Raw genomic sequence first — 21,733 nt, forward strand, 5'->3', positions numbered from 1 at the left:
GCGTGATGGGCTCGGTAGCATCAAGCACCGGCCCGGACACCGCCGTCACCGCCTGATCGCGTCCGGCCGCCGGTCGATGCTGCCGGAGGTGCCCCATGAGCGCAGAGGCCACTGAACCCAGCGGTGCGCCCGCAGAGCTTCACCCGGCAGGGGATGCGGCCCGTAAACGCGGCCGCCCCCGGCTGGAGCTGAGAGGCCTGCGCCGGTTCGGCCGCGCGGCGCTGCTGGGTCCGGCCCCGCGTGACGGCCTGCCCGACGCCCTGGAGCACGTCGCCAAGGTCCACCGCGCCCACCACCCCGACGCCGACCTCGACGTCCTCAGCAAGGCGTACGCCCTCGCGGAGTCCTCGCACCGCGGGCAGATGCGCAAGAGCGGCGAGCCCTACATCACCCACCCTCTCGCGGTGACCCTGATCCTCGCCGAACTGGGCGCGGAGACCACGTCGTTGACCGCTTCCCTGCTCCACGACACGGTCGAGGACACGGACGTGACGCTCGATCAGGTGGGCGCGGAGTTCGGCGAGGAGGTGCGCTTCCTCGTCGACGGCGTCACCAAGCTGGAGAAGGTCGACTACGGTGCCGCCGCCGAGCCCGAGACCTTCCGCAAGATGCTGCTGGCCACCGGCAACGACGTCCGGGTCATGACGATCAAGCTCGCCGACCGGCTGCACAACATGCGCACCCTCGGGGTGATGCGCCCCGAGAAGCAGGCCAGGATCGCCAAGGTCACCCGTGACGTGCTGATCCCGCTCGCCGAGCGGCTCGGCATCCAGGCGCTCAAGACCGAGCTGGAGGACCTGGTCTTCGCGATCCTGCACCCCGAGGAGTACGCGGCGACCCGCACCCTCGTGCTGCAGCACGCCGAGCGCCCCGATCCGCTCGCGGCCGTCGCGGAGCGGATGGGCGCGGTGCTGCACGACGCCGGTATCGACGCGGAAGTCCTCGTCCGCCCGCGGCACTTCGTGTCGGTGCACCGGGTGCGGATACGGCGCGGTGAGCTGACCGGCGCGGATCTCGGGCGGCTGCTGGTCCTGGTCGCGGAGGACGCGGACTGCTACGCCGTCCTGGGGGAGCTGCACACCTGCTTCACGCCGGTCGTCTCGGAGTTCAAGGACTTCATCGCGGCGCCCAAGTTCAACCTGTACCAGTCCCTGCACACGGCCGTGATGAGCGAGGACGGCGACATTGCCGAAACGCTTATCCGCACCCATCAGATGCACCGGGTGGCCGAGGCGGGGGTGATCGCGCTGGGCAATCCGCACGTGGCCGCGGAGGGCACCCCGTCCGGTCCGTGGGAGGGCGTGGAGACGCACGACGGGGAGCGGGTGGACCCGACCCGCCCCGGGTGGCTCTCGCGGCTGCTGGAGTGGCAGCGGGTCGCGCCCGACCCGGACACGTTCTGGACCTCGCTCCGCGACGACCTGGCGGAGGACCGGGAGATCACGGTGTTCCGCGCGGGCGGCGGCTTCGGCGGGGGAGCGGACGCGGCACGGGAGGCGGCCGAGGACTCCGGCGGCCGCGGTGCGTTCCGGCTGCCGGCGGGCGCGAGCTGCGTGGACGCCGCGTACGCGCTCCATGGCGCCGGGGCGCACTGTTGCATCGGTGCGCGGGTGAACGGCCGGCTGGCGACCCTTTCGACGGTCCTCCGTGACGGTGACAGCCTGCATCTGCTGATGGCCCCGGACTCCGCGGCGGGCCCCTCCCCGCAGTGGCTGGAGTACGCGCGCACACCCGCGGCCCGCCTCGCCATCTCCCGCTGGCTCACCACCCACCCGGGCGCCGAGCGCGCGGAACGGGAAGCGGCCGGAGAGATCTCGGAGCGGCCGGAGAGCGGCGCGGACCACGCCGCCGAGGGGGCCGCAGAGGCGTCCCCGGCCACCGGGCGGGGCCGTGCCTTCGAGGCGGGCGCCGCCGCCCCTGAAGACGCCTGTGCGGCCTCCGAGGAGCATCGCCCGCGCCCGTCCGTCCCCGCCGTCGCCGACCTCCCCGACGCGACGGTCCGGCTGGCCGGCTGCTGCACGCCGGTACCGCCCGACAAGGTCACCGGCTTCGCCGTACGCGGCGGCATGGTGACCGTGCACCGCGCCCTGTGCCCGGCCGTGGCCCGGATGGCGGCGGCCGGGCGGCCGCCCGTCGGGGTGCACTGGCGCCGCTCGGCCGCGCCGGACCAGGGCTGCCGGGTCACGTTGCTCGCCGAGGCGTTCAGCCGGCCGCGGCTGCTGGCCGACCTCACCGAAGCCATCGCCGCGCAGGGCGCCGCCGTGGTCTCCGCCGACGTGGAACCGCCGCGCGAGCAGCGGGTGCGGCACACGTACACGCTGCGCCTTCCGGACGCCGCCGAACTGCCCTCCCTGATGCGGGCCATGCGCCAGGTGCCGGGTGTCTTCGATGTGCTGCGCGCGGGACGCGACCAGCCGGCCGCGTCCCTCCGCTTCTGAAGGCCGGCCGCCCGCTTCCCGGAAGTGACAGGGCCGCTTCCCGGCGACGCGCCCGGGAAGCGGCCGGAACCGCTCGTTCGGGTGCTGCGCTGCCGCGCCGCCGCTCAGCGGGACGGCCGTGCTGGTAGCGGTAACCGCATGCCCTTTACGTCCCGCCGTACCGTGTCCCCCACCCGCCAGGCGCCGGACCTGCCACGCCCCTCCGCGCCGCACCGCCTCGTGGCCTGCCGCCGCTCCGTACCGGCAGTGCTGGCCGTCGGCGCCCTCCTGGCGGCGGGCGCGCCGGAGCCCGGCCCCGAGGGGCTCGGCGACCGCCTCTACCCGTACCTCGGCAACCCCGGCTACGACGTCGCCGCGTACGACATCGCCATGGAGTACTCCGGGAGGAACGACGTCCCGCTGGACGCCGTCACCACGATCACCGCCCGGGCCACCGGCCACCTGGACCGCGTCAACCTCGACTTCACCCGTGGCACCGTGCGGTCCGTGCAGGTCAACGGCGCCCCCGCACGCCACGCCACGCACGGCGAGGACCTCGTGGTCACCCCGGCGCGATCCGTCGGGCCGGGCCAGGTCATGCGGATCGTCGTCCGGCACACCAGCGATCCCAAGGGCGCCAAGGACGGCGGCTGGGTCCGTACGGGCGACGGGCTGGTGATGGCCAACCAGGCGGACGCCGCGCACCGCGTCTTCCCGTGCAACGACCACCCCTCCGACAAGGCCGACTTCACCTTCCGGATCACCGCGCCTAGGGGCATCACCGCCGTCGCCAACGGCGTGCCTCTCGGGCGCAGCGCCCGCGGCCCCGCCGCCACCTGGACGTACCGCTCGCTGCACCCGATGGCCACCGAGCTGGCCCAGGTGTCCCTCGGGAAATCCGCTGTCGTACGGCGCCAGGGGCCGCACGGGCTGCCCCTGCGGGACGTCGTACCGGCAGCCGAGCGCCACAAGCTGGAGCCCTGGCTCGCCAAGACACCCGGGCAGATCGCCTGGCTGGAGCGCAAGGTGGGCCGCTATCCCTTCGAGACGTACGGCGTGCTGCTGGCCGACGCCTCGACCGGATTCGAGCTGGAGACCCAGACGCTCTCCCTCTTCGAGAAGCACCTCTTCACCAACGACAAGCTCCCGGCCTGGTACGTGGAGTCACTGATGGTGCACGAGCTGGCACACCAGTGGTTCGGTGACAGCGTCACGCCCCGTACCTGGTCCGACGTGTGGCTCAGCGAGTCGCACGCCACCTGGTACGAAGCGCTCTACGCGGACCGCGCGAGCCGGGGCACGGCCGCCATGGAGGAGCGCATGAAGCGCGCCTACGAGGAGTCCGACGCCTGGCGGGCGGCCGGCGGGCCCCCGGCGGCCCCGAAGGTGCCGGAGAAGGGCCAGAAGACCGGCATCTTCCGCCCCGTCGTCTACGACGGCAGCGCGCTCGTCCTGTATGCGCTGCGGGAGCGCATGGGTGCCGCCGCCTTCGACCGTCTGGAGCGCGCCTGGTTCCAGCAGCACCGCGACGGCGTCGTCGGCACCGCCGACTTCGTCGCGCTGGCCTCCCGCGTCCACGGTGAGGACCTGTCCGGTTTCCTGCACGGCTGGCTGTACGGGACCCGTACGCCCCCGATGCCCGGCCACCCGGACTGGCACGTCAAGAAGGGCGGGCAGGAGGCGGGGCCCAAGGCGCACTCCTCCTGACCCCGGGACCGGCACCGCTGTACCCCGGGACCGGCACCGCTGTGCTCACCAGGGACAATGGCCGGGCAGGAAAACTCGCGTGACGGGCTTCACCCGCCGTGCGACCATCGTCGGGCCGACGCCGGGACCGCCGGGAATCTCCCGGGGCGTCCGGACGTTGTCACGATCGAGAGTCCCCGGGCCTGACAAGGGCCCGTTCCGGGACGTCCCAACGACACAAAGGATCAAATGACCTCCTCTTCTTCCCTTCCTCAGCAGGACCGACAGCGCCTCCACGAGAGCCTTCGGGCCGACGCCCTGATGGAAGAGGACGTCGCCTGGAGCCACGAGATCGACGGGGCGCGTGACGGCGACCAGTACGACCGCTCCGACCGCGCGGCCCTGCGCCGTGTGGCGGGCCTTTCCACCGAGCTCGAGGACGTCACCGAGGTCGAGTACCGGCAGCTGCGCCTGGAGCGCGTGGTGCTGGTGGGCGTATGGACCTCCGGGACGGTCCACGACGCGGAGAATTCCCTCGCGGAGCTGGCCGCCCTGGCCGAGACCGCGGGCGCGATGGTGCTGGACGGTGTGGTCCAGCGCCGCGACAAGCCGGACCCGGCGACGTACATCGGCTCCGGCAAGGCGCAGGAGCTGCGCGACATCGTGCTGGAGACCGGCGCCGACACCGTCGTCTGCGACGGTGAGCTGAGCCCCGGCCAGCTGATCCACCTGGAGGACGTCGTCAAGGTCAAGGTGGTCGACCGGACCGCCCTGATCCTCGACATCTTCGCCCAGCACGCCAAGTCCCGGGAGGGCAAGGCGCAGGTGTCGCTGGCGCAGATGCAGTACATGCTGCCCCGGCTGCGCGGCTGGGGTCAGTCGCTGTCCCGGCAGATGGGTGGCGGTGGCTCCGGTTCGGCGGGCGGCGGTATGGCCACCCGTGGTCCCGGTGAGACCAAGATCGAGACGGACCGGCGGCGGATCCGCGAGAAGATGGCGAAGATGCGCCGGGAGATCGCGGAGATGAAGACCGGGCGCGACATCAAGCGCCAGGAGCGCCGGCGCAACAAGGTCCCCTCGGTCGCCATCGCCGGTTACACCAACGCGGGCAAGTCCTCGCTGCTCAACCGCCTCACCGGCGCCGGCGTCCTGGTGGAGAACGCCCTGTTCGCCACCCTGGACCCGACCGTCCGGCGGGCCGAGACGCCCAGCGGGCGGCTCTACACCCTGGCCGACACGGTCGGCTTCGTCCGGCACCTCCCGCACCACCTCGTCGAGGCGTTCCGCTCCACGATGGAGGAGGTCGGCGACTCCGACCTCATCCTGCACGTGGTCGACGGCTCGCACCCGGTGCCCGAGGAGCAGCTGGCGGCCGTCCGCGAGGTGATCCGCGACGTCGGCGCGACCGACGTGCCGGAGATCGTGGTCGTCAACAAGGCGGACGCGGCCGACCCGCTCGTGCTGCAGCGCCTGCTGCGCCAGGAGAAGCACGCCATGCTGGTCTCGGCCCGTACGGGCCAGGGCATCGACGAGCTGCTCGCCCTGATCGACGAGGAGCTGCCGCGGCCCAGCGTCGAGATCGAGGCGCTGGTGCCGTACACCCACGGCCAGCTGGTCTCCCGGACGCACGCCGAGGGCGAGGTGATCTCCGAGGAGCACACCGCGGAGGGCACCGTCCTCAAGGCCCGCGTCCATGAAGAGCTGGCCGCTGAGCTGCAGCCGTACGTCCCGGCGGCCGCGGGCGGCTGACCCGCACGGGCCGGCAGCGCGTACGGCCGACGTACGAGGGCCCGCTCCCCACGTTGGGGAGCGGGCCCTCGCGCATGTCCGCTACGGGGTCGCCGTGCCGGTCACTGGTTCGCGAACTTCTTGCTGACGGCCTCGTACACGCCCTTGGCCTCCGCGCCCAGGTGCGGGCCGGCCAGCCAGTCGGCCGTCACGGGGCCGATCGAGGTGTTGGACACCAGCGCCGTCCGGCCCTGCTGGTCCTTGGCGAACCAGGGGCCGCCGGAGGACCCGGCGGTCATCGTGCAGCCGATGCGGTACATCGTCGGCTGCGCCGCGTCCAGCGACAGCCGGCCGGGCTTCGACGGGCACTCCTGCATCGTCTGGCCGTCGAACGGCTTCACGGCCGGGTAGCCCTGCGCGGTCATCGAGGGGATCTTCGGCACGGCCGGCGCGTTGAACTGCACCGGGTACGCCGTGCCGACCGTCTCCTCCAGCGACTTGGTGTTCCCCGCCTCCGGCTTCACGTGCAGCACGGCGAAGTCGTACGGCGCACCCTGGCCGCCGGACTTCGCGCCCTCGTCGATCCACTGCTGCGAGGTCTGCGCCGCGTCGGCCCAGAACACGCCCTTCGGGGCCAGCTGTTCCTTCGTGGCGCCCTGCAGCTCGGCCGCCGACTTGCCGCTGTCGTTGTACGAGGGCACGAACGCGATGTTCCGGTACCAGCCGCCGCTCTTGCCGGCGTGCACGCAGTGGCCCGCCGTCCACACCATGTTCGACTTGCCGGGGTTCGCCGGGTCCTCGACCACCGCGCCCGAGCAGACCATCGAGCCCTCGGGGCTGTCGAAGAACACCTTGCCGACGCCGGGCGCGTCGGTGCTGTACGGCGCGCTCACCGGCTGTGCCGTCACGGGTGCCGGCTCGGGGTCGGTGACGCCCTGGTCGCCGGAGATGTCCTCCGGCTCGACGTGCTTGTCGGGCTGCTCGGCGTCCTTCATACGGTCCGGGTCCCACAGCCCCTTGATGTAGGGGTTGACGAACTGGCCCGCCTCACGCAGCCACTTGTCCTTGTCCCAGTTCTTCCACTCGCCGTGCTTCCAGTCGTCCAGGTTCACGCCGAGGTCCTTGAGCTTGTCCTGCAGCTCCTGGGGGATCTTCAGCTTGCCGCCGCCCGGCTGGTCCACGGCGGTCTGGTCCGGCTGCGAACCGGCGTCGTCCTCCGAGGGGCCGCAGGCGGTGGCGGTCAACGCCAGCGCGCCGACCAGCGCGGCCGCGGCGACGGCGGGGCGCATACCGCGTGTGGTTCTCCGGCCGGCACGCGGCCGGGCGGCGGACGGGCGGATGGATCGCATGAGTGGCTTCCCCCTGGGTGTGTTCAGCGACCGTACGGCGATCGCGGCGACCATGAAGGTGATCGTTCGGCGACCGTTGACGATCGGTATGGACTTGTTTGGACCGCTCCGCTGGTTGTGGTGGCCGGTCCGGAATGCAGAGCCCCACTATGCCGGTGCCGTGGGGGACGGCACCGGGCGGGTCCGCGGTTCCGGTCGTCAAGGATCTTTGCCGAGGCCGTGTTCCGGTGCCCGTGACGTCGTTGGTACGTACGGGGGACGGTCGCCCCGTGTTCACGGGACGGCCCACGCAGCCGGCGACCGGCGCCGAACAGTGCTCCGGTGGCCCGTTGAACAGCAGGAGGACAACACCGCCGTGGCCTTGATCCAGCCTCCGCCGATGGCACCGCCGCTGGCCCATGAGCAGATCCTGCGGAGGCAGTCGCTCCGCGAATCCGCCGCCCGTACGTACGCGCGTTCGCTGCCCGTCGTCCCGGTCCGCGCCCGCGGGCTGACGATCGAGGGCGCGGACGGCCGCCGCTACCTCGACTGCCTCTCCGGTGCCGGCACCCTGGCACTGGGGCACAACCACCCCGTCGTACTGGAAGCGATCCGTGCCGTCCTGGACTCCGGCGCCCCGCTGCACGTCCTGGATCTCGCGACCCCGGTGAAGGACGCCTTCACCACCGAGCTGTTCGCCACCCTGCCCAGGGAGCTGGCCGAGCACGGGAAGGTGCAGTTCTGCGGCCCGGCGGGCACGGACGCCGTCGAGGCCGCGCTGACGCTCGTACGGACCGCGACCGGCCGCGGCGGTCTGATGGCGTTCTCCGGCGCGTACCACGGCATGACGGCGGGGGCGCTCGCCGCATCCGGGGGCGCGCGGGACACCTCAGTGACCCGCCTCCCGTATCCGTACGCCTACCGCTGCCCCTTCGGGACCGGCGGACGCGGCGCAGGAGAGGGAGCCGACGGGCGCTCCGCAGAGGAAGCCGCCGAGCACGGCGCCGAACTGGCCGCCCGCTGGGCGGAGAACGCCCTCGCCGATCCCAAGAGCGGCGTGCCGCGCCCGGCAGGCATGATCGTGGAGCCCGTGCAGGGCGAGGGCGGCGTGATCCCCGCGCCCGACAGCTGGCTGCGCCGGATGCGCGAGATCACCGCGGCGCACGACGTCCCGCTCATCGTCGACGAGGTGCAGACCGGAGTCGGCCGTACCGGCGCCTTCTGGGCCGTCGACCACAGCGGCATCGTCCCGGACGTCCTCGTCCTCTCCAAGGCCATCGGCGGCAGCCTCCCGCTCGCGGTGATCGTGTACCGCGAGGAGCTGGACACCTGGCGCCCCGGCGCGCACGCCGGCACCTTCCGCGGCAACCAGCTCGCGATGGCGGCAGGCGCCGCGACGCTCGCGTACGTACGCGAGAACGGCCTCGCCGCCCACGCCGCCGAGCTGGGCGCACGGATGCTCGCCCGGTTGCGCGGCCTGGCCGCGCACCACGACTGCATCGGCGACGTCCGTGGCCGCGGCCTGATGCTCGGCGTGGAACTGGTCGACCCGGAGGGGCCCGTGGGCGCCGACGGAGCCCCGCCGCCCGCCTCCCAGCTGGCCGCCGAGGTCCAGCAGCAGTGCCTCGACCGCGGACTGATCGTGGAGCTGGGCGGCCGCGGCGCCGCCGTCGTCCGCCTGCTCCCGCCGCTCACCCTCACCGACGAACAGGCCGACGCCGTACTCGACCGCCTCGCCGACGCCATCGCGGCGGCGGTCAGCGCCACCCCCGGACCGACGGGTTCCCCACTCCCCACGATGCGAGGCACCACCCCATGACCGAACGCCTTGGCCCCGCGACGAACGGGCCGGCCGGCCCCTCTCCGGACGCTGCCCCCGCGGCGGGCACCCCGGCGGACGAAACGCACGCGACACAGCCCCCGGCGGAGGGCCCGGACGCGGCGGCGTCCTCGGCGGAAGCGTCCGCCACGGCCCCTTCCGCCGAGTCGCCGGAGGCCTCGCCTTCCGCTGAATCGTCGGAGGCCTCGCCGGCCGCCGCTTCAGCGGCTACCCCGCAGGGCGGCAGTGAGGTGGCCGGCCCCGACCGGGAGGCGGAGCCGTCGCCCGACGTACGACACGACGCCGATGACAGCGCTGGTACGGCGTCCGGTGCGCCGGCCGCCGACGAACCCAGCGTCCCGCGTCAGGCACGGCGTATCGGCCATGTGTGCGAGGCGGGCCTGCCGGCGGAAGGCGGCGGGGTGTCGGTCGACACCGTCGAGGCCGGACCCGCTACGCGTCTCGCAGCGGCTGCCGTGGCGGGGCCCGACCCCTTGGATCACCCCGACCCGGCCAGGGCCGCGGACGCCGCGGGCACCGAGAACCTCCTCCGCTGCTGGGTCCGGGAGACCGGCATCCCGCGTCCGGCCGGCGCACACCTGCGCCTCCCGCTCGACGCCAGCGGCACCGCCCTCCGCGTCCCCGTCCGTTACTGGTCGGCCACCGGCTGCCACCGCTTCGGCCCGCCCGTACTGGAACAGGCCCCGGCAGGCGCCCCGCCCCTCGACGCCGTCACCCTCGCCGCCCTGTTGCGCCGCGAGGCGACGGTGGGCGGAGCGGTGGACGGGACGGCGCCGACGGCGCCGTGGGAGACACCGGCCGCCGACCGGCCCGCGGTGAACGGTGTGAGCGCGCACGTACCGGCGCCAAGTGGCATGCCGGCGCACGGACCGGCGCGCAGGAACGGAGCAGCCCCCGCACACGGCCGCACCACCGCCTCCCGGGAGAAGGACATCTCCGCCGAGGACGCCGCCGAGCTGATCGGCCGGGTGGCCAACTCCGTACGGTGCACCGCCGTCATCCTCGCCGAGCGGCGGTCCAGCGCCGCGTCCCCGCACCGCGACCGCTTCCTCGAAGGCGAGCAGTCACTGATCCTGGGCCACCCGCTGCACCCCACCCCGAAGAGCCGCGAAGGCCTCTCGGAAGGGGAGATCCACGCGTACTCCCCGGAGCTGCGCGGCTCCTTCCCGCTGCACTGGCTGGCCGTGCACCGCTCCGTGCTGGCCACGGACTCCGCCTGGACCGCCCGCGGCCGCACCGTGCCGGCCGACCACCTCACCGCCGGCCTCGCTGGCGACGGCCTCACGCTCCCGGCCGATACGGCCGCATTGCCGCTGCACCCCTGGCAGGCCCGCGAGGTACGGCACCGTCCCGAGGTCGCCACGCTCCTGGACGCCGGCCTGCTGCACGACCTCGGACAGCACGGCGCGCACTGGCACCCCACCTCCTCCGTACGCACCGTCCACCGCCCCGGCGCGGACGCCATGCTCAAGCTCTCCGTCGGGCTCCGGATCACCAACTCCCGCCGGGAGAACCTCCGTAAGGAGCTGCAGCGCGGCGTCGAGGTCCACCGCCTCCTCCGCAGCGGCCTCGCCGAGGAGTGGCGCGCGGCGCACCCGGGCTTCGACATCGTCCGCGACCCGGCCTGGCTCGCCGTCACCGGCACCGACGGCACCCCCGTACGCGGCCTCGACGTCATCCTCCGTCACAACCCCTTCGGCCCGGACCACGACGCCGTGTGCCTCGCCGGGCTCACCTCCCCGCGGCCCTGGCCGGGCCACGACGGCATGCGCTCCCGCCTCGCCGATCTCATCGGCACGCTGACCGCGCGTACCGGGCGGCCCACCGGAGCCGTCGCCGCCGAGTGGTTCCTGCGCTACCTCCACACCGTCGTCCGCCCCGTCCTCTGGCTGGACGGCACCGCGGGCGTGGCCCTGGAGGCGCACCAGCAGAACACCCTCGTCCTGCTCGACGCGGACGGCTGGCCGGCGGGCGGCCGGTACCGCGACAACCAGGGCTACTACTTCCGCGAGTCGCACCGCGCCGAACTGGACCGGCGGCTGCCCGGCATCGGCGTCGAGAGCGACACGTTCGTCCCCGACGGTGTCACCGACGAGCGGTTCGCCTACTACCTCGGCATCAACAACGTCCTCGGCCTGATCGGCGCGTTCGGCGCCCAGCAGCTCGCGGACGAAGGCGTGCTCCTCGCGGCGTTCCGGCGCTTCCTGGCCGGAGCCGCCGCCGAGCCGGCGGCGCACCGCTCGCCGCTGCCCGAACACCTCCTCGCCACCCCGGCCCTGCGGTGCAAGGCCAACCTCCTCACCCGGCTGCACGGCCTGGACGAACTCGTCGGCCCGGTCGACACCCAGTCCGTCTACGTCACCATCCCCAACCCCCTCGCCACGTGACCCCCGAGGCCACTGATCCGTGTCCCTCCGAGGCCACGAGAGGAGCACTCGCCGTGCCCCCTGCCGAACCGCCTTCCGCCACGGCGCCTGCCACGGCTCCCGCCGCCGGCACGGCGTCTGCCACGGCTCCCGCCGCCACGGCGTCTGCCACGGCTTCCGCCACTGCCGTGGCTCCCGCCACTGTCACGGCTTCCGATACCGTCACGGCGCCTGCCACCGTCACGGCGCCTGCCACCGTCACGGCGCCTGCCACCGCCACGGCGCCTGCCACCGCCACGGCTCCCGTCATCAGGCCTGTGCCGCGTCCCGCAGCCGGCGGTGGGCCTGCGGCCGACCCGGCCCCGGGGGAGGCCCCGCCCGACGCCGACCACGTGCTCGGCGAGGCCGCTCCCGCCTCGGGGGACGTGCTCGGCGAGGCCGCTCCCGCCCCGGGGGACGTGCTCGGCGAGGCCGCCTCCGCCCCCGGTGACGTGCTCGGCGACACCCTCGACCTCAAGCTGCCCCCCGAGCTCGCTGCCCTGGGGGCCGAGGACACCGAGCCGCGGCTGTCGCCCGGTGACCCGGCGGCCGGCCCGCTCCTCGACGGACTCGCCGGGTGGGGGCCCGCCGAGACAGCGGCCGGTACCTTCCAGCTCGTACCGGTCCGGCTGGAGCGCGACCTCGCGCTGATCTCCGGCTGGATGAACGACCCCGCCGTGGCCGCTTTCTGGGAGCTGGCGGGACCGCCCGGCAGGACCGCCGCCCACCTGCGCGCCCAGCTGGACGGCGACGGCCGCAGCGTGCCCTGCCTGGGCGTGCTGGCGGGCGTCCCCATGAGCTACTGGGAGATCTACCGCGCCGACCTCGACCCGCTCGCCCGCCACTACCCGGCCCGCCCGCACGACACCGGCATCCACCTCCTCATCGGGGGCGTCGCCGACCGCGGCCGCGGCCTGGGCACGTCCCTGCTGCGGGCCACCGCCGACCTCATCCTGGACCACCGCCCCCGGTGCGACCGGATCGTGGCCGAACCCGACCTGCGCAACACCCCCTCCGTAGCAGCCTTCCTCAGCGCCGGCTTCCGCTTCGCCGCGGAGACCGACCTGCCCGACAAGCGCGCCGCCCTGATGATCCGCGACCGCGCACTGCGCACCGTCCTGTGACCCGCCACCGGCCCCGGACCCCGGCCAGCTCCGGTCACGGCACCCCCGTATCCGCTCCCTCCGTCAACGACCCGCTGCGAATTCCCTTATGCCGCTCACCCCGAGCACCGAGGAGCCAGCCTTGTCATCGTCCGCCCGGCCCGCCCATACCACCGGCCCCACCGACCCGACGGGCGCCTCAGGCCTGACGGGCGCCACCGCCCCGTCCGGCCCGCCCCGCCCGTCCGCCTCGGCCGGCCCGTCCGACGCCGCCTGGCAGCACGCCGCCCGCCGCCTCCTCGCCAAGACCCTCGCGGAACTGGCGTACGAGGAGGTCATCACCCCCGAGCCGGACGGCACCGCCCCCTGCGGCACCCCGCGCTACCGCCTTCCCCTCACCCCCGACGTCACTTACCGCTTCCACGCCCGCCGCGGCGCGTACGGACACTGGCGCGTCGACCCGGACTCGCTCACGCCCACCGGCGACCCCTTGCATTTCCTCTTCCACGCCCACGACACCGTCCTGGGCCTGAGCGGTGACACCACCGGCCACCTCATCCGTGAACTGACCGCCACCCTTGCCGCCGACACCCGCCTGGACGCCACCGCCCTCACCGCCGCCGAGCTGGCCGACCTGGACTACGCGGCCCTCGAAGGCCACCAGACGGGACACCCCTGGCTGATCGCCAACAAGGGACGGCTCGGTTTCTCCGCCGCCGACGCCGAACGCTGGGCCCCCGAAGCCCGCACCCCCTGCCGGCTGCCCTGGATCGCCGCCCACCGCGACCTCGCCCGCTACCGCGGCACGGGCCCGCTGGCCACCCCCGACCGCCTCTACTCCGAAGAACTCACCCCCGACCTCCGCGACACCTTCGCCCGCACCCTCACCGGCCAGGGCCTCGACCCCGCCGACTACCTCTACCTCCCCGTCCACCCCTGGCAGTGGGACGAGACCATCGCCCCGCTGTACGCCCCTCACATCGCCGGCAAATTCATCGTCCCACTCACCACTGACAACGACCTCCGGTTGCCGCAGCAGTCCATCCGGACCTTCCTCAACACCAGCCGCCCGCACGCCCGCACAGTCAAGCTCCCGCTGTCCGTCCTCAACACCCTCGTCTGGCGCGGCCTGCCCACCGAACGCACCCTCGCAGCCCCCGCCGTCACCGCCTGGGTCCAGGGCGTGCGCGACGCCGACCCGTTCCTCCGCGACGAGACCCGAGTGATCCTCCTCGGCGAGACCGCGTCCGTCACCGTCGAGCACCCCCTGTACGACCGCATCCCCGGCGTCCCGTACCAGTACAAGGAGCTCCTCGGCTGCATCTGGCGCGAGCCGATCCACCCGCTGCTCGACCCGGGCGAGCGTGCCCGCACCCTCGCCTCGCTGCTCCAGACCGACCGGGACGGCCGCGCCCTCACCGCCGAGCTGGTCCACCGTTCCGGACTCGCGCCGCACATCTGGCTGCGCCACCTCTTCGCCGCCCTGCTGCCGCCGCTGCTGCACTTCCTCTACCAGTACGGCACCGTCTTCTCCCCGCACGGCGAGAACGCGATCGTCTGTTTCGACGCGCAGGACGTTCCCACCCGCCTCGCGGTCAAGGACTTCGTCGACGACGTCAACACCACCGACGGCCCGCTGCCGGAACTGGCCGCCATGCCCGCGGACGTACGCGAGATCCTGCTCACCGAACCGCCCGCCTTCCTGACGCAGTTCATCCATTCCGGGCTGTTCGTCGGCGTGTTCCGTTATCTGGCGCCGCTGTGCGAGGAACAACTGGGCGTACCCGAGGGCGACTTCTGGTCACTCGTGCGGGCCGAGATCCTGCGCCACCACGAGCGCTTCCCGCACCTCAAGGAGCGCCATGCCATGTTCGACCTGCTCACGCCGGAGATCGAACGGCTCTGCCTCAACCGCAACCGTCTCCACCTGGACGGTTACCGTGATCGCCCGCACCGCCCGCACGCCGCCGTACACGGCATGATCCCGAATCCGCTGTACGCCCCCTGACACGACCGTGCGACCGGCCACGGGGCGGCCGGGACCGGGCGGAGTGTCAGTGGGCCCGCGTAGGCTGGCACCGCTATGACGAAGCCCTCCCTCCCCGAACTGCTCCATGCCGCCGTCACCGCCGTCGGCGGCACCGAGCGCCCCGGCCAGGTCGCCATGGCCGAGGCGGTCGCCGAGGCCGTCGACGACGGCACCCACCTGCTCGCCCAGGCCGGCACCGGCACCGGAAAGTCCCTCGGCTATCTGGTGCCGGCGCTGGCACACGGTGAGCGAGTGGTGATCGCCACGGCCACCCTGGCGCTCCAGCGCCAGCTGGTCGAGCGCGACCTGCCGCGTACGGTCGACGCGCTGCATCCGCAGCTGCGCCGCCGCCCGCAGTTCGCCATGCTCAAGGGCCGGTCGAACTATCTCTGCCTGCACCGCCTGCACGAGGGCGTGCCGCAGGACGAGGAGGAGGGCCTGTTCGACCCCTTCGAGCAGGCCACGGCCACCAGCAAGCTCGGCAAGGATCTGCTGCGGCTGCGGGACTGGGCGGACGAGACGGAGACCGGCGACCGGGACGCGCTGACCCCCGGCGTCTCCGACCGGGCCTGGGGCCAGGTCTCGGTGTCCTCGCGGGAGTGCCTGGGCGCATCGAAGTGCGCGTACGGCGCGGAGTGCTTCGCGGAGGCCGCCCGCGAGCGCGCCAAGCTCGCCGACGTGGTGGTCACGAACCACGCGCTGCTCGCGATCGACGCCATCGAGGGCGCGCCGGTCCTGCCGCAGCACGAGGTGCTGATCATCGACGAGGCCCATGAGCTGGTCTCCCGGGTCACCGGCGTGGCCACGGGGGAGCTCACCCCGGGCCAGGTCAACCGCGCGGTCCGGCGGGCGGCCAAGCTCGTCAACGAGAAGGCGGCCGATCAGCTGCAGACCGCCGCCGAGACGTTCGAGCGGCTGATGGAGCTGGCGCTGCCCGGCCGCCTGGAGGAGATCCCGGAGGATCTGGGCTACTGCCTGATGGCGCTGCGTGACGCCGCCCGTACGGTGATCTCCGCGCTCGGCTCGACCCGTGACAAGTCGGTCCAGGACGAGGACGCCGTCCGTAAGCAGGCGCTGGCCTCGGTGGAGAACGTGCACGCGGTCGCCGAGCGGATCGCGAACGGCTCCGAGTACGACGTGGTCTGGTACGAGCGGCACGACCGCTTCGGTGCCTCGCTGCGCGTCGCCCCGCTGTCGGTGTCCGGGCTGCTGCGCGAGAAGCTCTTCGAGGACCGCTCGGTCGTACTGACCTCGGCGACCCTGAAGCTCGGCGGCGACTTCAACGGCGTGGCGGCCTCGCTGGGCCTGGCCCCCGAGGGCACCCAGGGTGAGGACGCGCCGCCCTGGAAGGGCCTGGACGTCGGCTCCCCGTTCGACTACGCGAAGCAGGGCATCCTGTACGTCGCGAAGCATCTGAACCAGCCGGGGCGCGAGGGCACCCGTACGGACATGCTGGACGAGCTGGCGGAGCTGGTGGAGGCGGCCGGCGGGCGGACGCTCGGGCTGTTCTCCTCGATGCGGGCCGCGCAGGCCGCCGCCGAGGAGCTGCGCGGCCGCCTGGACGTGCCGATCCTGCTGCAGGGCGAGGAGACGCTCGGCGAGCTGATCCGGGCGTTCGCGGCCGATCCCCGTACGTGTCTGTTCGGGACCCTGTCCCTGTGGCAGGGCGTGGACGTACCGGGGCCGAACTGCCAGCTGGTGGTCATGGACCGGGTGCCGTTCCCGCGCCCCGACGACCCGCTGATGAGCGCCCGCCAGAAGGCCGTGGAGGAAGCCGGGGGCAACGGCTTCATGGCGGTCGCGGCGACGCATGCGGCGCTGCTGATGGCCCAGGGCGCGGGACGGCTGATCCGTGCCTCCGGTGACCGTGGTGTGGTCGCCTGCCTGGACCCGCGGGTCGAGCGGGCGCGGTACGGCTCGTTCCTGCGCGCCTCCATGCCCGGCTTCTGGTACACCACCGACCGCAATCAGGTGCGCCGCTCTCTGGCCGCCATCGACGCGGCGGCCCAGGCGGCCGAGAAGGCCGCCGAGGAGGTCCCGGAGGGGACGGCGGAGGAGCCGGCCACGGCAGACGCCTAGGAGGGCGGTGCGGGCTTTCCTGAGGCCTCCGGGGCCTCCGGCCGTACGCCGGTAGCCCACGCGCGCAGCATGGGCGAGCCATGCCCGTACGCACGAACGCGGGCCCCGTACACCGGTCGGTATACGGGGCCCGTAGCGTTCACCGCGAACGGCTCCGGGGGAGCGGTCGGCTCCGGGGAGAGGCGTCGCGGGCCGGCCGCGGCACTCAGACCCGGCGGAGCACCGCCACCACCTTGCCGAGGATGGTCGCCTCGTCGCCGGGGATGGGTTGGTAGGCGGCGTTGTGCGGGAGCAGCCACACGTGGCCGTCCTCGCGCTTGAAGCGCTTGACCGTGGCCTCGCCGTCCAGCATCGCGGCGACGATGTCGCCGTTCTCCGCGACCGGCTGGCGGCGGACGGTGACCCAGTCGCCGTCGCAGATCGCGGCTTCGACCATGGAGTCACCGACGACCTTCAGCACGAAGAGCTCGCCGTCGCCCACGAGCTGCCGGGGGAGGGGGAAGACGTCCTCGACGGACTCCTCGGCGAGGATGGGGCCACCGGCGGCGATCCGGCCCACCAGGGGGACGTACGAGGCCGCGGGCTTGCCCGTGGTGTCGGCGGGGGCCGCGGCGGGCTGGTCGGAGCCGCGGACCTCATAGGCACGCGGCCGGTGCGGGTCGCGGCGGAGGAAGCCCTTACGCTCCAGGGCCATCAGCTGGTGGGCCACCGACGACGTGCTCGACAGGCCCACCGCCTGGCCGATCTCGCGCATGGACGGCGGGTATCCCCGGCGTTGGACGGAGTCCCGGATGACCTCGATCACCCGTCGCTGCCGGTCGGTGAGGCCGGAGCTGTCCGCGCGGATTCCTGGAGGGCGCCCGGGCAGCGAGCGCGCCGGCTTCTGGCCCTCCGGGTGCGTCGTGGCCTCGTCCATCGGTGTTTTCTGGGTCGGCTCGAAGCGGCCCTGGGAGTGGCTCTGTGCGGCGATGATGGCGCTGTCTGCGGTGGTGGTCACGTCGGCCCCTCTCGGAATGTTCTCCCTAGTTAGCCAACGGTAGTTGCTTTCGAAAGGTTGCGCCAAACACACGTTCGAGTGAAAATTCGCGGATTAGCTGACCTGATCAGGAGAACGGGTGTATAGCCGACGGGCCGCCGAAAGGTGATAACGGGCATTACGGTACCGTTCCGGCCGGGAATTCCCCGCGCCGGGTGCCCGTTCCGCCGAGGTTCCGCGGACGATCACGGCGCCACCGCCGTGACCTGCCCAAGTCTGTCATTGCCGCCCCGCCGCAGCGGTCACCGGGGGGTCTCACGTACGCTCGTGGCTGCTGCGCCGCCGCGACACGCGGTGTGTGCATTTTCTCGCCCGGCACCACATGTAGTGCTTGGATGGGCGACAGCCACCAGACGTTGTGGTCCATGGTCTTTCACGGCCTGCGGATCGCCTATGCTTGTGGTCGCTCCGGAGGCCCCCGTTCGGGCCCTGTCCGGGCTATCAGCCGTACGCCGGATTCAGTGGCGTACGTCCGTTTTCGAGGGTGAGGAGGGTGAAGCCATGCACTGCCCCTTCTGCAGGCACCCCGACAGCCGGGTCGTGGACAGCCGCACCACCGACGACGGCACCTCGATCCGGCGCCGCCGGCAGTGCCCCGACTGCTCCCGGCGGTTCACGACGATCGAGACGGCGTCACTCACGGTGATCAAGCGGAGCGGGGTCACCGAGCCCTTCAGCCGCGACAAGGTGATCGCCGGCGTGCGCAAGGCGTGCCAGGGCCGGCCGGTCACCGAGGACGCGCTCGCCAAGCTCGGCCAGCGGGTCGAGGAGGCGGTCCGCGCGACCGGCAGCGCCGAGCTGTCCACCCATGACGTCGGGCTCGCCATACTGGGCCCGCTGCAGGAGCTGGACCTCGTCGCGTACCTGCGCTTCGCGAGCGTGTACCGGGCGTTCGATTCGCTCGAGGATTTCGAGGCGGCCATCGCGGAGCTGCGTGAGCAGCGGCCGCCCTCGCACCACTGCGGGAACTGCGGGGAGGCCGAGAATTCGGCGGTCCCCGTGCCCGCCCCCGCCGCCGACTGAGCTCGGCGCGCATCCGGACCTCGCCGGGGCTGAGCAGGAGCCCCGGCGCAGCAAGACATACACCGTGCCACGGGAAGAAGTGTGCACATCAGGGCGTTTACGCCTGTACAGGGAGGCGGCATGACAGAGACGACGAGCGGCCCGGCGCGAGGCTCCCGCAAGGGAAGCAAGGCGAGCAAGGGTCTGCGTATCGAGCGCATCCACACCACCCCCGGCGTGCATCCGTACGACGAGGTGGCGTGGGAGAGCCGTGACGTCGTCATGACCAACTGGCGCGACGGCTCGGTCAACTTCGAGCAGCGTGGCGTCGAGTTCCCCGAGTTCTGGTCGGTGAACGCGGTCAACATCGTCACAAGCAAGTACTTCCGTGGTGCGGTCGGCTCTCCGGACCGTGAGAAGAGCCTCAAGCAGCTCATCGACCGCGTGGTGAAGACGTACCGGAAGTCCGGCGAGGAGAACGGTTACTTCGCTTCCCCGGCCGACGCCGAGATCTTCGAGCACGAGCTGGCCTACGCCCTCCTGCACCAGATCTTCAGCTTCAACTCGCCGGTCTGGTTCAACGTCGGCACCAAGCAGCCGCAGCAGGTCAGCGCCTGCTTCATCCTCTCGGTCGACGACTCCATGGAGTCGATCCTCGACTGGTACAAGGAAGAGGGGATGATCTTCAAGGGCGGCTCCGGCGCCGGCCTGAACCTCTCCCGCATCCGCTCCTCCAAGGAGCTGCTCTCCTCCGGCGGCAACGCCTCAGGGCCGGTCTCCTTCATGCGCGGCGCCGACGCGTCCGCCGGAACGATCAAGTCGGGCGGCGCCACCCGCCGCGCCGCCAAGATGGTCGTCCTGGACGTGGACCACCCGGACGTCGAGGCCTTCATCGAGACCAAGGTGAAGGAGGAGGAGAAGGTCCGCGCGCTGCGCGACGCGGGCTTCGACATGGACCTGGGCGGCGACGACATCACGTCCGTCCAGTACCAGAACGCCAACAACTCCGTCCGGGTGAACGACGAGTTCATGAAGGCGGTCGAGACCGGCTCGAAGTTCGGCCTGCGCGGCCGCATGGACAACGAGGTCATCGAGGAGGTCGACGCCAAGGGCCTGTTCCGCAAGATGGCCGAGGCCGCCTGGGCCTGCGCCGACCCCGGTATCCAGTACGACGACACGATCAACCACTGGCACACCTCGCCGGAGTCGGGCCGGATCACCGCCTCGAACCCCTGCAGCGAGTACATGCACCTGGACAACTCCTCGTGCAACCTCGCCTCGCTCAACCTCATGAAGTTCCTGCGCGACGACGACAAGGGCAACCAGTCGTTCGACGCGGAGCGCTTCGCCAAGGTCGTCGAGCTGGTCATCACCGCGATGGACATCTCCATCTGCTTCGCGGACTTCCCGACCGAGAAGATCGGCGAGACCACCCGCGCCTTCCGCCAGCTGGGCATCGGCTACGCCAACCTCGGCGCCCTGCTCATGGCCACCGGTCACGCCTACGACTCCGACGGCGGCCGTGCGCTGGCCGGTGCCATCACCTCACTGATGACCGGTACCTCGTACAAGCGCTCCGCCGAGCTGGCCGCGGTCGTCGGCCCGTACGACGGTTACGCCCGCAACGCCGACGCCCACAAGCGCGTCATGAAGCAGCACGCGGACGCCAACGGTGCCGCCACGCGCATGGACGACCTGGACACCCCGGTGTGGGCCGCGGCCACCGAGGCCTGGCAGGACGTCATCCGCCTCGGCGAGAAGAACGGCTTCCGTAACGCGCAGGCCTCCGTGCTGGCCCCCACCGGCACCATCGGCCTGATGATGGACTGCGACACCACGGGCGTCGAGCCGGACCTGGCCCTGGTCAAGTTCAAGAAGCTCGTCGGCGGCGGCTCGATGCAGATCGTCAACAACACGGTCCCCAAGGCCCTCAAGCGCCTGGGCTACCAGCCCGAGCAGGTCGAGGCGATCGTGGCCCACATCGCCGAGCACGGCAACGTGATCGACGCGCCGGCCCTCAAGCCGGAGCACTACGAGGTCTTCGACTGCGCGATGGGCGAGCGCTCCATCTCTGCGATGGGCCACGTCCGCATGATGGCGGCCGCCCAGCCGTTCCTCTCCGGCGCGATCTCCAAGACGGTCAACGTCCCGGAGTCGGCCACCGTCGAGGAGATCGAGGACGTCTACTTCCAGGGCTGGAAGCTCGGCCTGAAGGCGCTCGCGATCTACCGCGACAACTGCAAGGTCGGCCAGCCGCTCTCCGCCAAGAAGAAGGAGGAGGAGAAGAAGGCCGAGCCGGTCGCCGAGAAGAAGGTCGTCGAGTACCGCCCGGTCCGCAAGCGTCTCCCGAAGGGCCGTCCCGGCATCACCACCTCCTTCACCGTCGGCGGCGCCGAGGGTTACATGACGGCCAACTCCTACCCGGACGACGGCCTGGGCGAGGTCTTCCTGAAGATGTCCAAGCAGGGCTCGACCCTCGCGGGCATGATGGACGCCTTCTCCATCGCGGTCTCGGTCGGCCTCCAGTACGGCGTGCCGCTGGAGACCTACGTCTCGAAGTTCACCAACATGCGCTTCGAGCCGGCCGGCATGACGGACGACCCGGACGTGCGGATGGCGCAGTCGATCGTCGACTACATCTTCCGCCGCCTGGCGCTGGACTTCCTGCCCTTCGAGACCCGCTCGGCGCTCGGCATCCACTCCGTCGAGGAGCGTCAGCGCCACCTGGAGACCGGTTCGTACGAGCCGGCCGAGGACGAGGTCGACATCCAGGGTCTGGCGCAGTCCGCGCCGCTGACCCCGGCGGCCCAGAACTCCGCGCCGACCTCCACCGAGGAGGTCGTCGAGGAGACCGCCGCGCCGGCCCCGAAGCAGGCGCACACCAATGCGGAGCTGGTCGAGATGCAGCTGGGCATCAACGCCGACGCCCCGCTGTGCTTCTCCTGCGGTACGAAGATGCAGCGCGCCGGCAGCTGCTACCTCTGCGAGGGCTGCGGCTCCACCAGCGGCTGCAGCTGACGATCCGCCCCTCAGGGGGCGTGAAGTAGCCGCTGGGGGCGGTGGTGGCGGGGTCTCGCCGC

Annotated in this window: 12 protein-coding genes; 10 read left to right on the plus strand and 2 right to left on the minus strand. The window is 72.4% G+C overall.

Features of this window, described 5'->3' with window-relative positions; translation table 11 throughout:
• Positions 1-95 precede the first annotated feature (95 nt).
• The 3 genes from AAC944_RS26870 to hflX all read left to right on the plus strand — a co-directional run bounded on the left by AAC944_RS26870 (position 96) and on the right by hflX (position 5,852).
• A complete protein-coding gene (locus tag AAC944_RS26870) occupies positions 96-2,438 on the plus strand; it encodes a RelA/SpoT family protein (RefSeq protein WP_030618760.1) in 2,343 nt (780 codons plus the stop codon).
• A gap of 138 nt (positions 2,439-2,576) precedes the next feature.
• Positions 2,577-4,124: a M1 family metallopeptidase gene (locus tag AAC944_RS26875; protein ID WP_078888738.1), complete on the plus strand. Its 1,548-nt coding sequence runs from the start codon at positions 2,577-2,579 to the stop codon at positions 4,122-4,124.
• 228 nt (positions 4,125-4,352) lie between these two features.
• Positions 4,353-5,852, plus strand: a complete 1,500-nt coding sequence (gene hflX, locus AAC944_RS26880; RefSeq protein ID WP_030618756.1) for a GTPase HflX — start codon at positions 4,353-4,355, stop codon at positions 5,850-5,852.
• 101 nt (positions 5,853-5,953) lie between these two features.
• Here hflX and AAC944_RS26885 read toward each other — a convergent pair whose 3' ends face one another.
• Positions 5,954-7,180, minus strand: a complete 1,227-nt coding sequence (locus AAC944_RS26885; RefSeq protein WP_030618753.1) for a trypsin-like serine peptidase — start codon at positions 7,178-7,180, stop codon at positions 5,954-5,956.
• A 379-nt stretch (positions 7,181-7,559) separates the two neighbouring features.
• On the opposite strand from AAC944_RS26885, the gene AAC944_RS26890 reads away from it, so the two are divergent.
• From AAC944_RS26890 to AAC944_RS26910, 5 genes are all read left to right on the plus strand, one after another.
• Positions 7,560-8,978, plus strand: coding sequence for a diaminobutyrate--2-oxoglutarate transaminase family protein (locus AAC944_RS26890; protein WP_196943141.1), 1,419 nt, complete (start codon positions 7,560-7,562; stop codon positions 8,976-8,978).
• Entirely contained in the window at positions 8,975-11,386 is a 2,412-nt protein-coding gene (locus AAC944_RS26895) for an IucA/IucC family protein (protein ID WP_078888737.1), read from the plus strand. The genes AAC944_RS26890 and AAC944_RS26895 overlap by 4 nt, the downstream gene beginning before the upstream one ends.
• 296 nt (positions 11,387-11,682) lie before the next feature.
• Positions 11,683-12,528 carry a GNAT family N-acetyltransferase gene (locus AAC944_RS26900; protein WP_438272760.1) on the plus strand — a complete coding sequence of 282 codons (846 nt, stop codon included), beginning with the start codon at positions 11,683-11,685 and terminating at the stop codon, positions 12,526-12,528.
• Positions 12,529-12,616: 88 nt separating this feature from the next.
• Positions 12,617-14,515: an IucA/IucC family protein gene (locus AAC944_RS26905; protein ID WP_078888736.1), complete on the plus strand. Its 1,899-nt coding sequence runs from the start codon at positions 12,617-12,619 to the stop codon at positions 14,513-14,515.
• A gap of 75 nt (positions 14,516-14,590) precedes the next feature.
• A complete protein-coding gene (locus AAC944_RS26910) occupies positions 14,591-16,615 on the plus strand; it encodes an ATP-dependent DNA helicase (protein WP_030618741.1) in 2,025 nt (674 codons plus the stop codon).
• Between the two features lie 205 nt (positions 16,616-16,820).
• Here AAC944_RS26910 and lexA read toward each other — a convergent pair whose 3' ends face one another.
• On the minus strand, positions 16,821-17,612 hold the full coding sequence (lexA, locus tag AAC944_RS26915) for a transcriptional repressor LexA (protein ID WP_030618738.1): 792 nt from the start codon (positions 17,610-17,612) through the stop codon (positions 16,821-16,823).
• A gap of 540 nt (positions 17,613-18,152) precedes the next feature.
• On the opposite strand from lexA, the gene nrdR reads away from it, so the two are divergent.
• Both nrdR and AAC944_RS26925 read left to right on the plus strand, forming a co-directional pair.
• Positions 18,153-18,674: a transcriptional regulator NrdR gene (gene nrdR / locus AAC944_RS26920; RefSeq protein ID WP_030260734.1), complete on the plus strand. Its 522-nt coding sequence runs from the start codon at positions 18,153-18,155 to the stop codon at positions 18,672-18,674.
• A 120-nt stretch (positions 18,675-18,794) separates the two neighbouring features.
• Positions 18,795-21,671, plus strand: a complete 2,877-nt coding sequence (locus AAC944_RS26925) for a vitamin B12-dependent ribonucleotide reductase (RefSeq protein ID WP_030618735.1) — start codon at positions 18,795-18,797, stop codon at positions 21,669-21,671.
• The last annotated feature ends 62 nt before the right edge of the window (positions 21,672-21,733 follow it).

It is taken from the genome of Streptomyces sclerotialus, assembly GCF_040907265.1.
In the GTDB taxonomy this organism is placed as follows: domain Bacteria; phylum Actinomycetota; class Actinomycetes; order Streptomycetales; family Streptomycetaceae; genus Streptomyces; species Streptomyces sclerotialus.

What these genes read in the sequence shown, in the direction of transcription:
- AAC944_RS26870 (WP_030618760.1), top strand. Translation starts at nt 96, where the DNA reads ATGAGCGCAGAGGCCACTGAACCCAGCGGTGCGCCCGCAGAGCTTCAC.
- AAC944_RS26875 (WP_078888738.1), top strand. Translation starts at nt 2,577, where the DNA reads ATGCCCTTTACGTCCCGCCGTACCGTGTCCCCCACCCGCCAGGCGCCG.
- hflX (WP_030618756.1), top strand. Translation starts at nt 4,353, where the DNA reads ATGACCTCCTCTTCTTCCCTTCCTCAGCAGGACCGACAGCGCCTCCAC.
- AAC944_RS26885 (WP_030618753.1), bottom strand. Translation starts at nt 7,180, where the DNA reads ATGCGATCCATCCGCCCGTCCGCCGCCCGGCCGCGTGCCGGCCGGAGA.
- AAC944_RS26890 (WP_196943141.1), top strand. Translation starts at nt 7,560, where the DNA reads ATGGCACCGCCGCTGGCCCATGAGCAGATCCTGCGGAGGCAGTCGCTC.
- AAC944_RS26895 (WP_078888737.1), top strand. Translation starts at nt 8,975, where the DNA reads ATGACCGAACGCCTTGGCCCCGCGACGAACGGGCCGGCCGGCCCCTCT.
- AAC944_RS26905 (WP_078888736.1), top strand. Translation starts at nt 12,617, where the DNA reads ATGCCGCTCACCCCGAGCACCGAGGAGCCAGCCTTGTCATCGTCCGCC.
- AAC944_RS26910 (WP_030618741.1), top strand. Translation starts at nt 14,591, where the DNA reads ATGACGAAGCCCTCCCTCCCCGAACTGCTCCATGCCGCCGTCACCGCC.
- nrdR (WP_030260734.1), top strand. Translation starts at nt 18,153, where the DNA reads ATGCACTGCCCCTTCTGCAGGCACCCCGACAGCCGGGTCGTGGACAGC.
- AAC944_RS26925 (WP_030618735.1), top strand. Translation starts at nt 18,795, where the DNA reads ATGACAGAGACGACGAGCGGCCCGGCGCGAGGCTCCCGCAAGGGAAGC.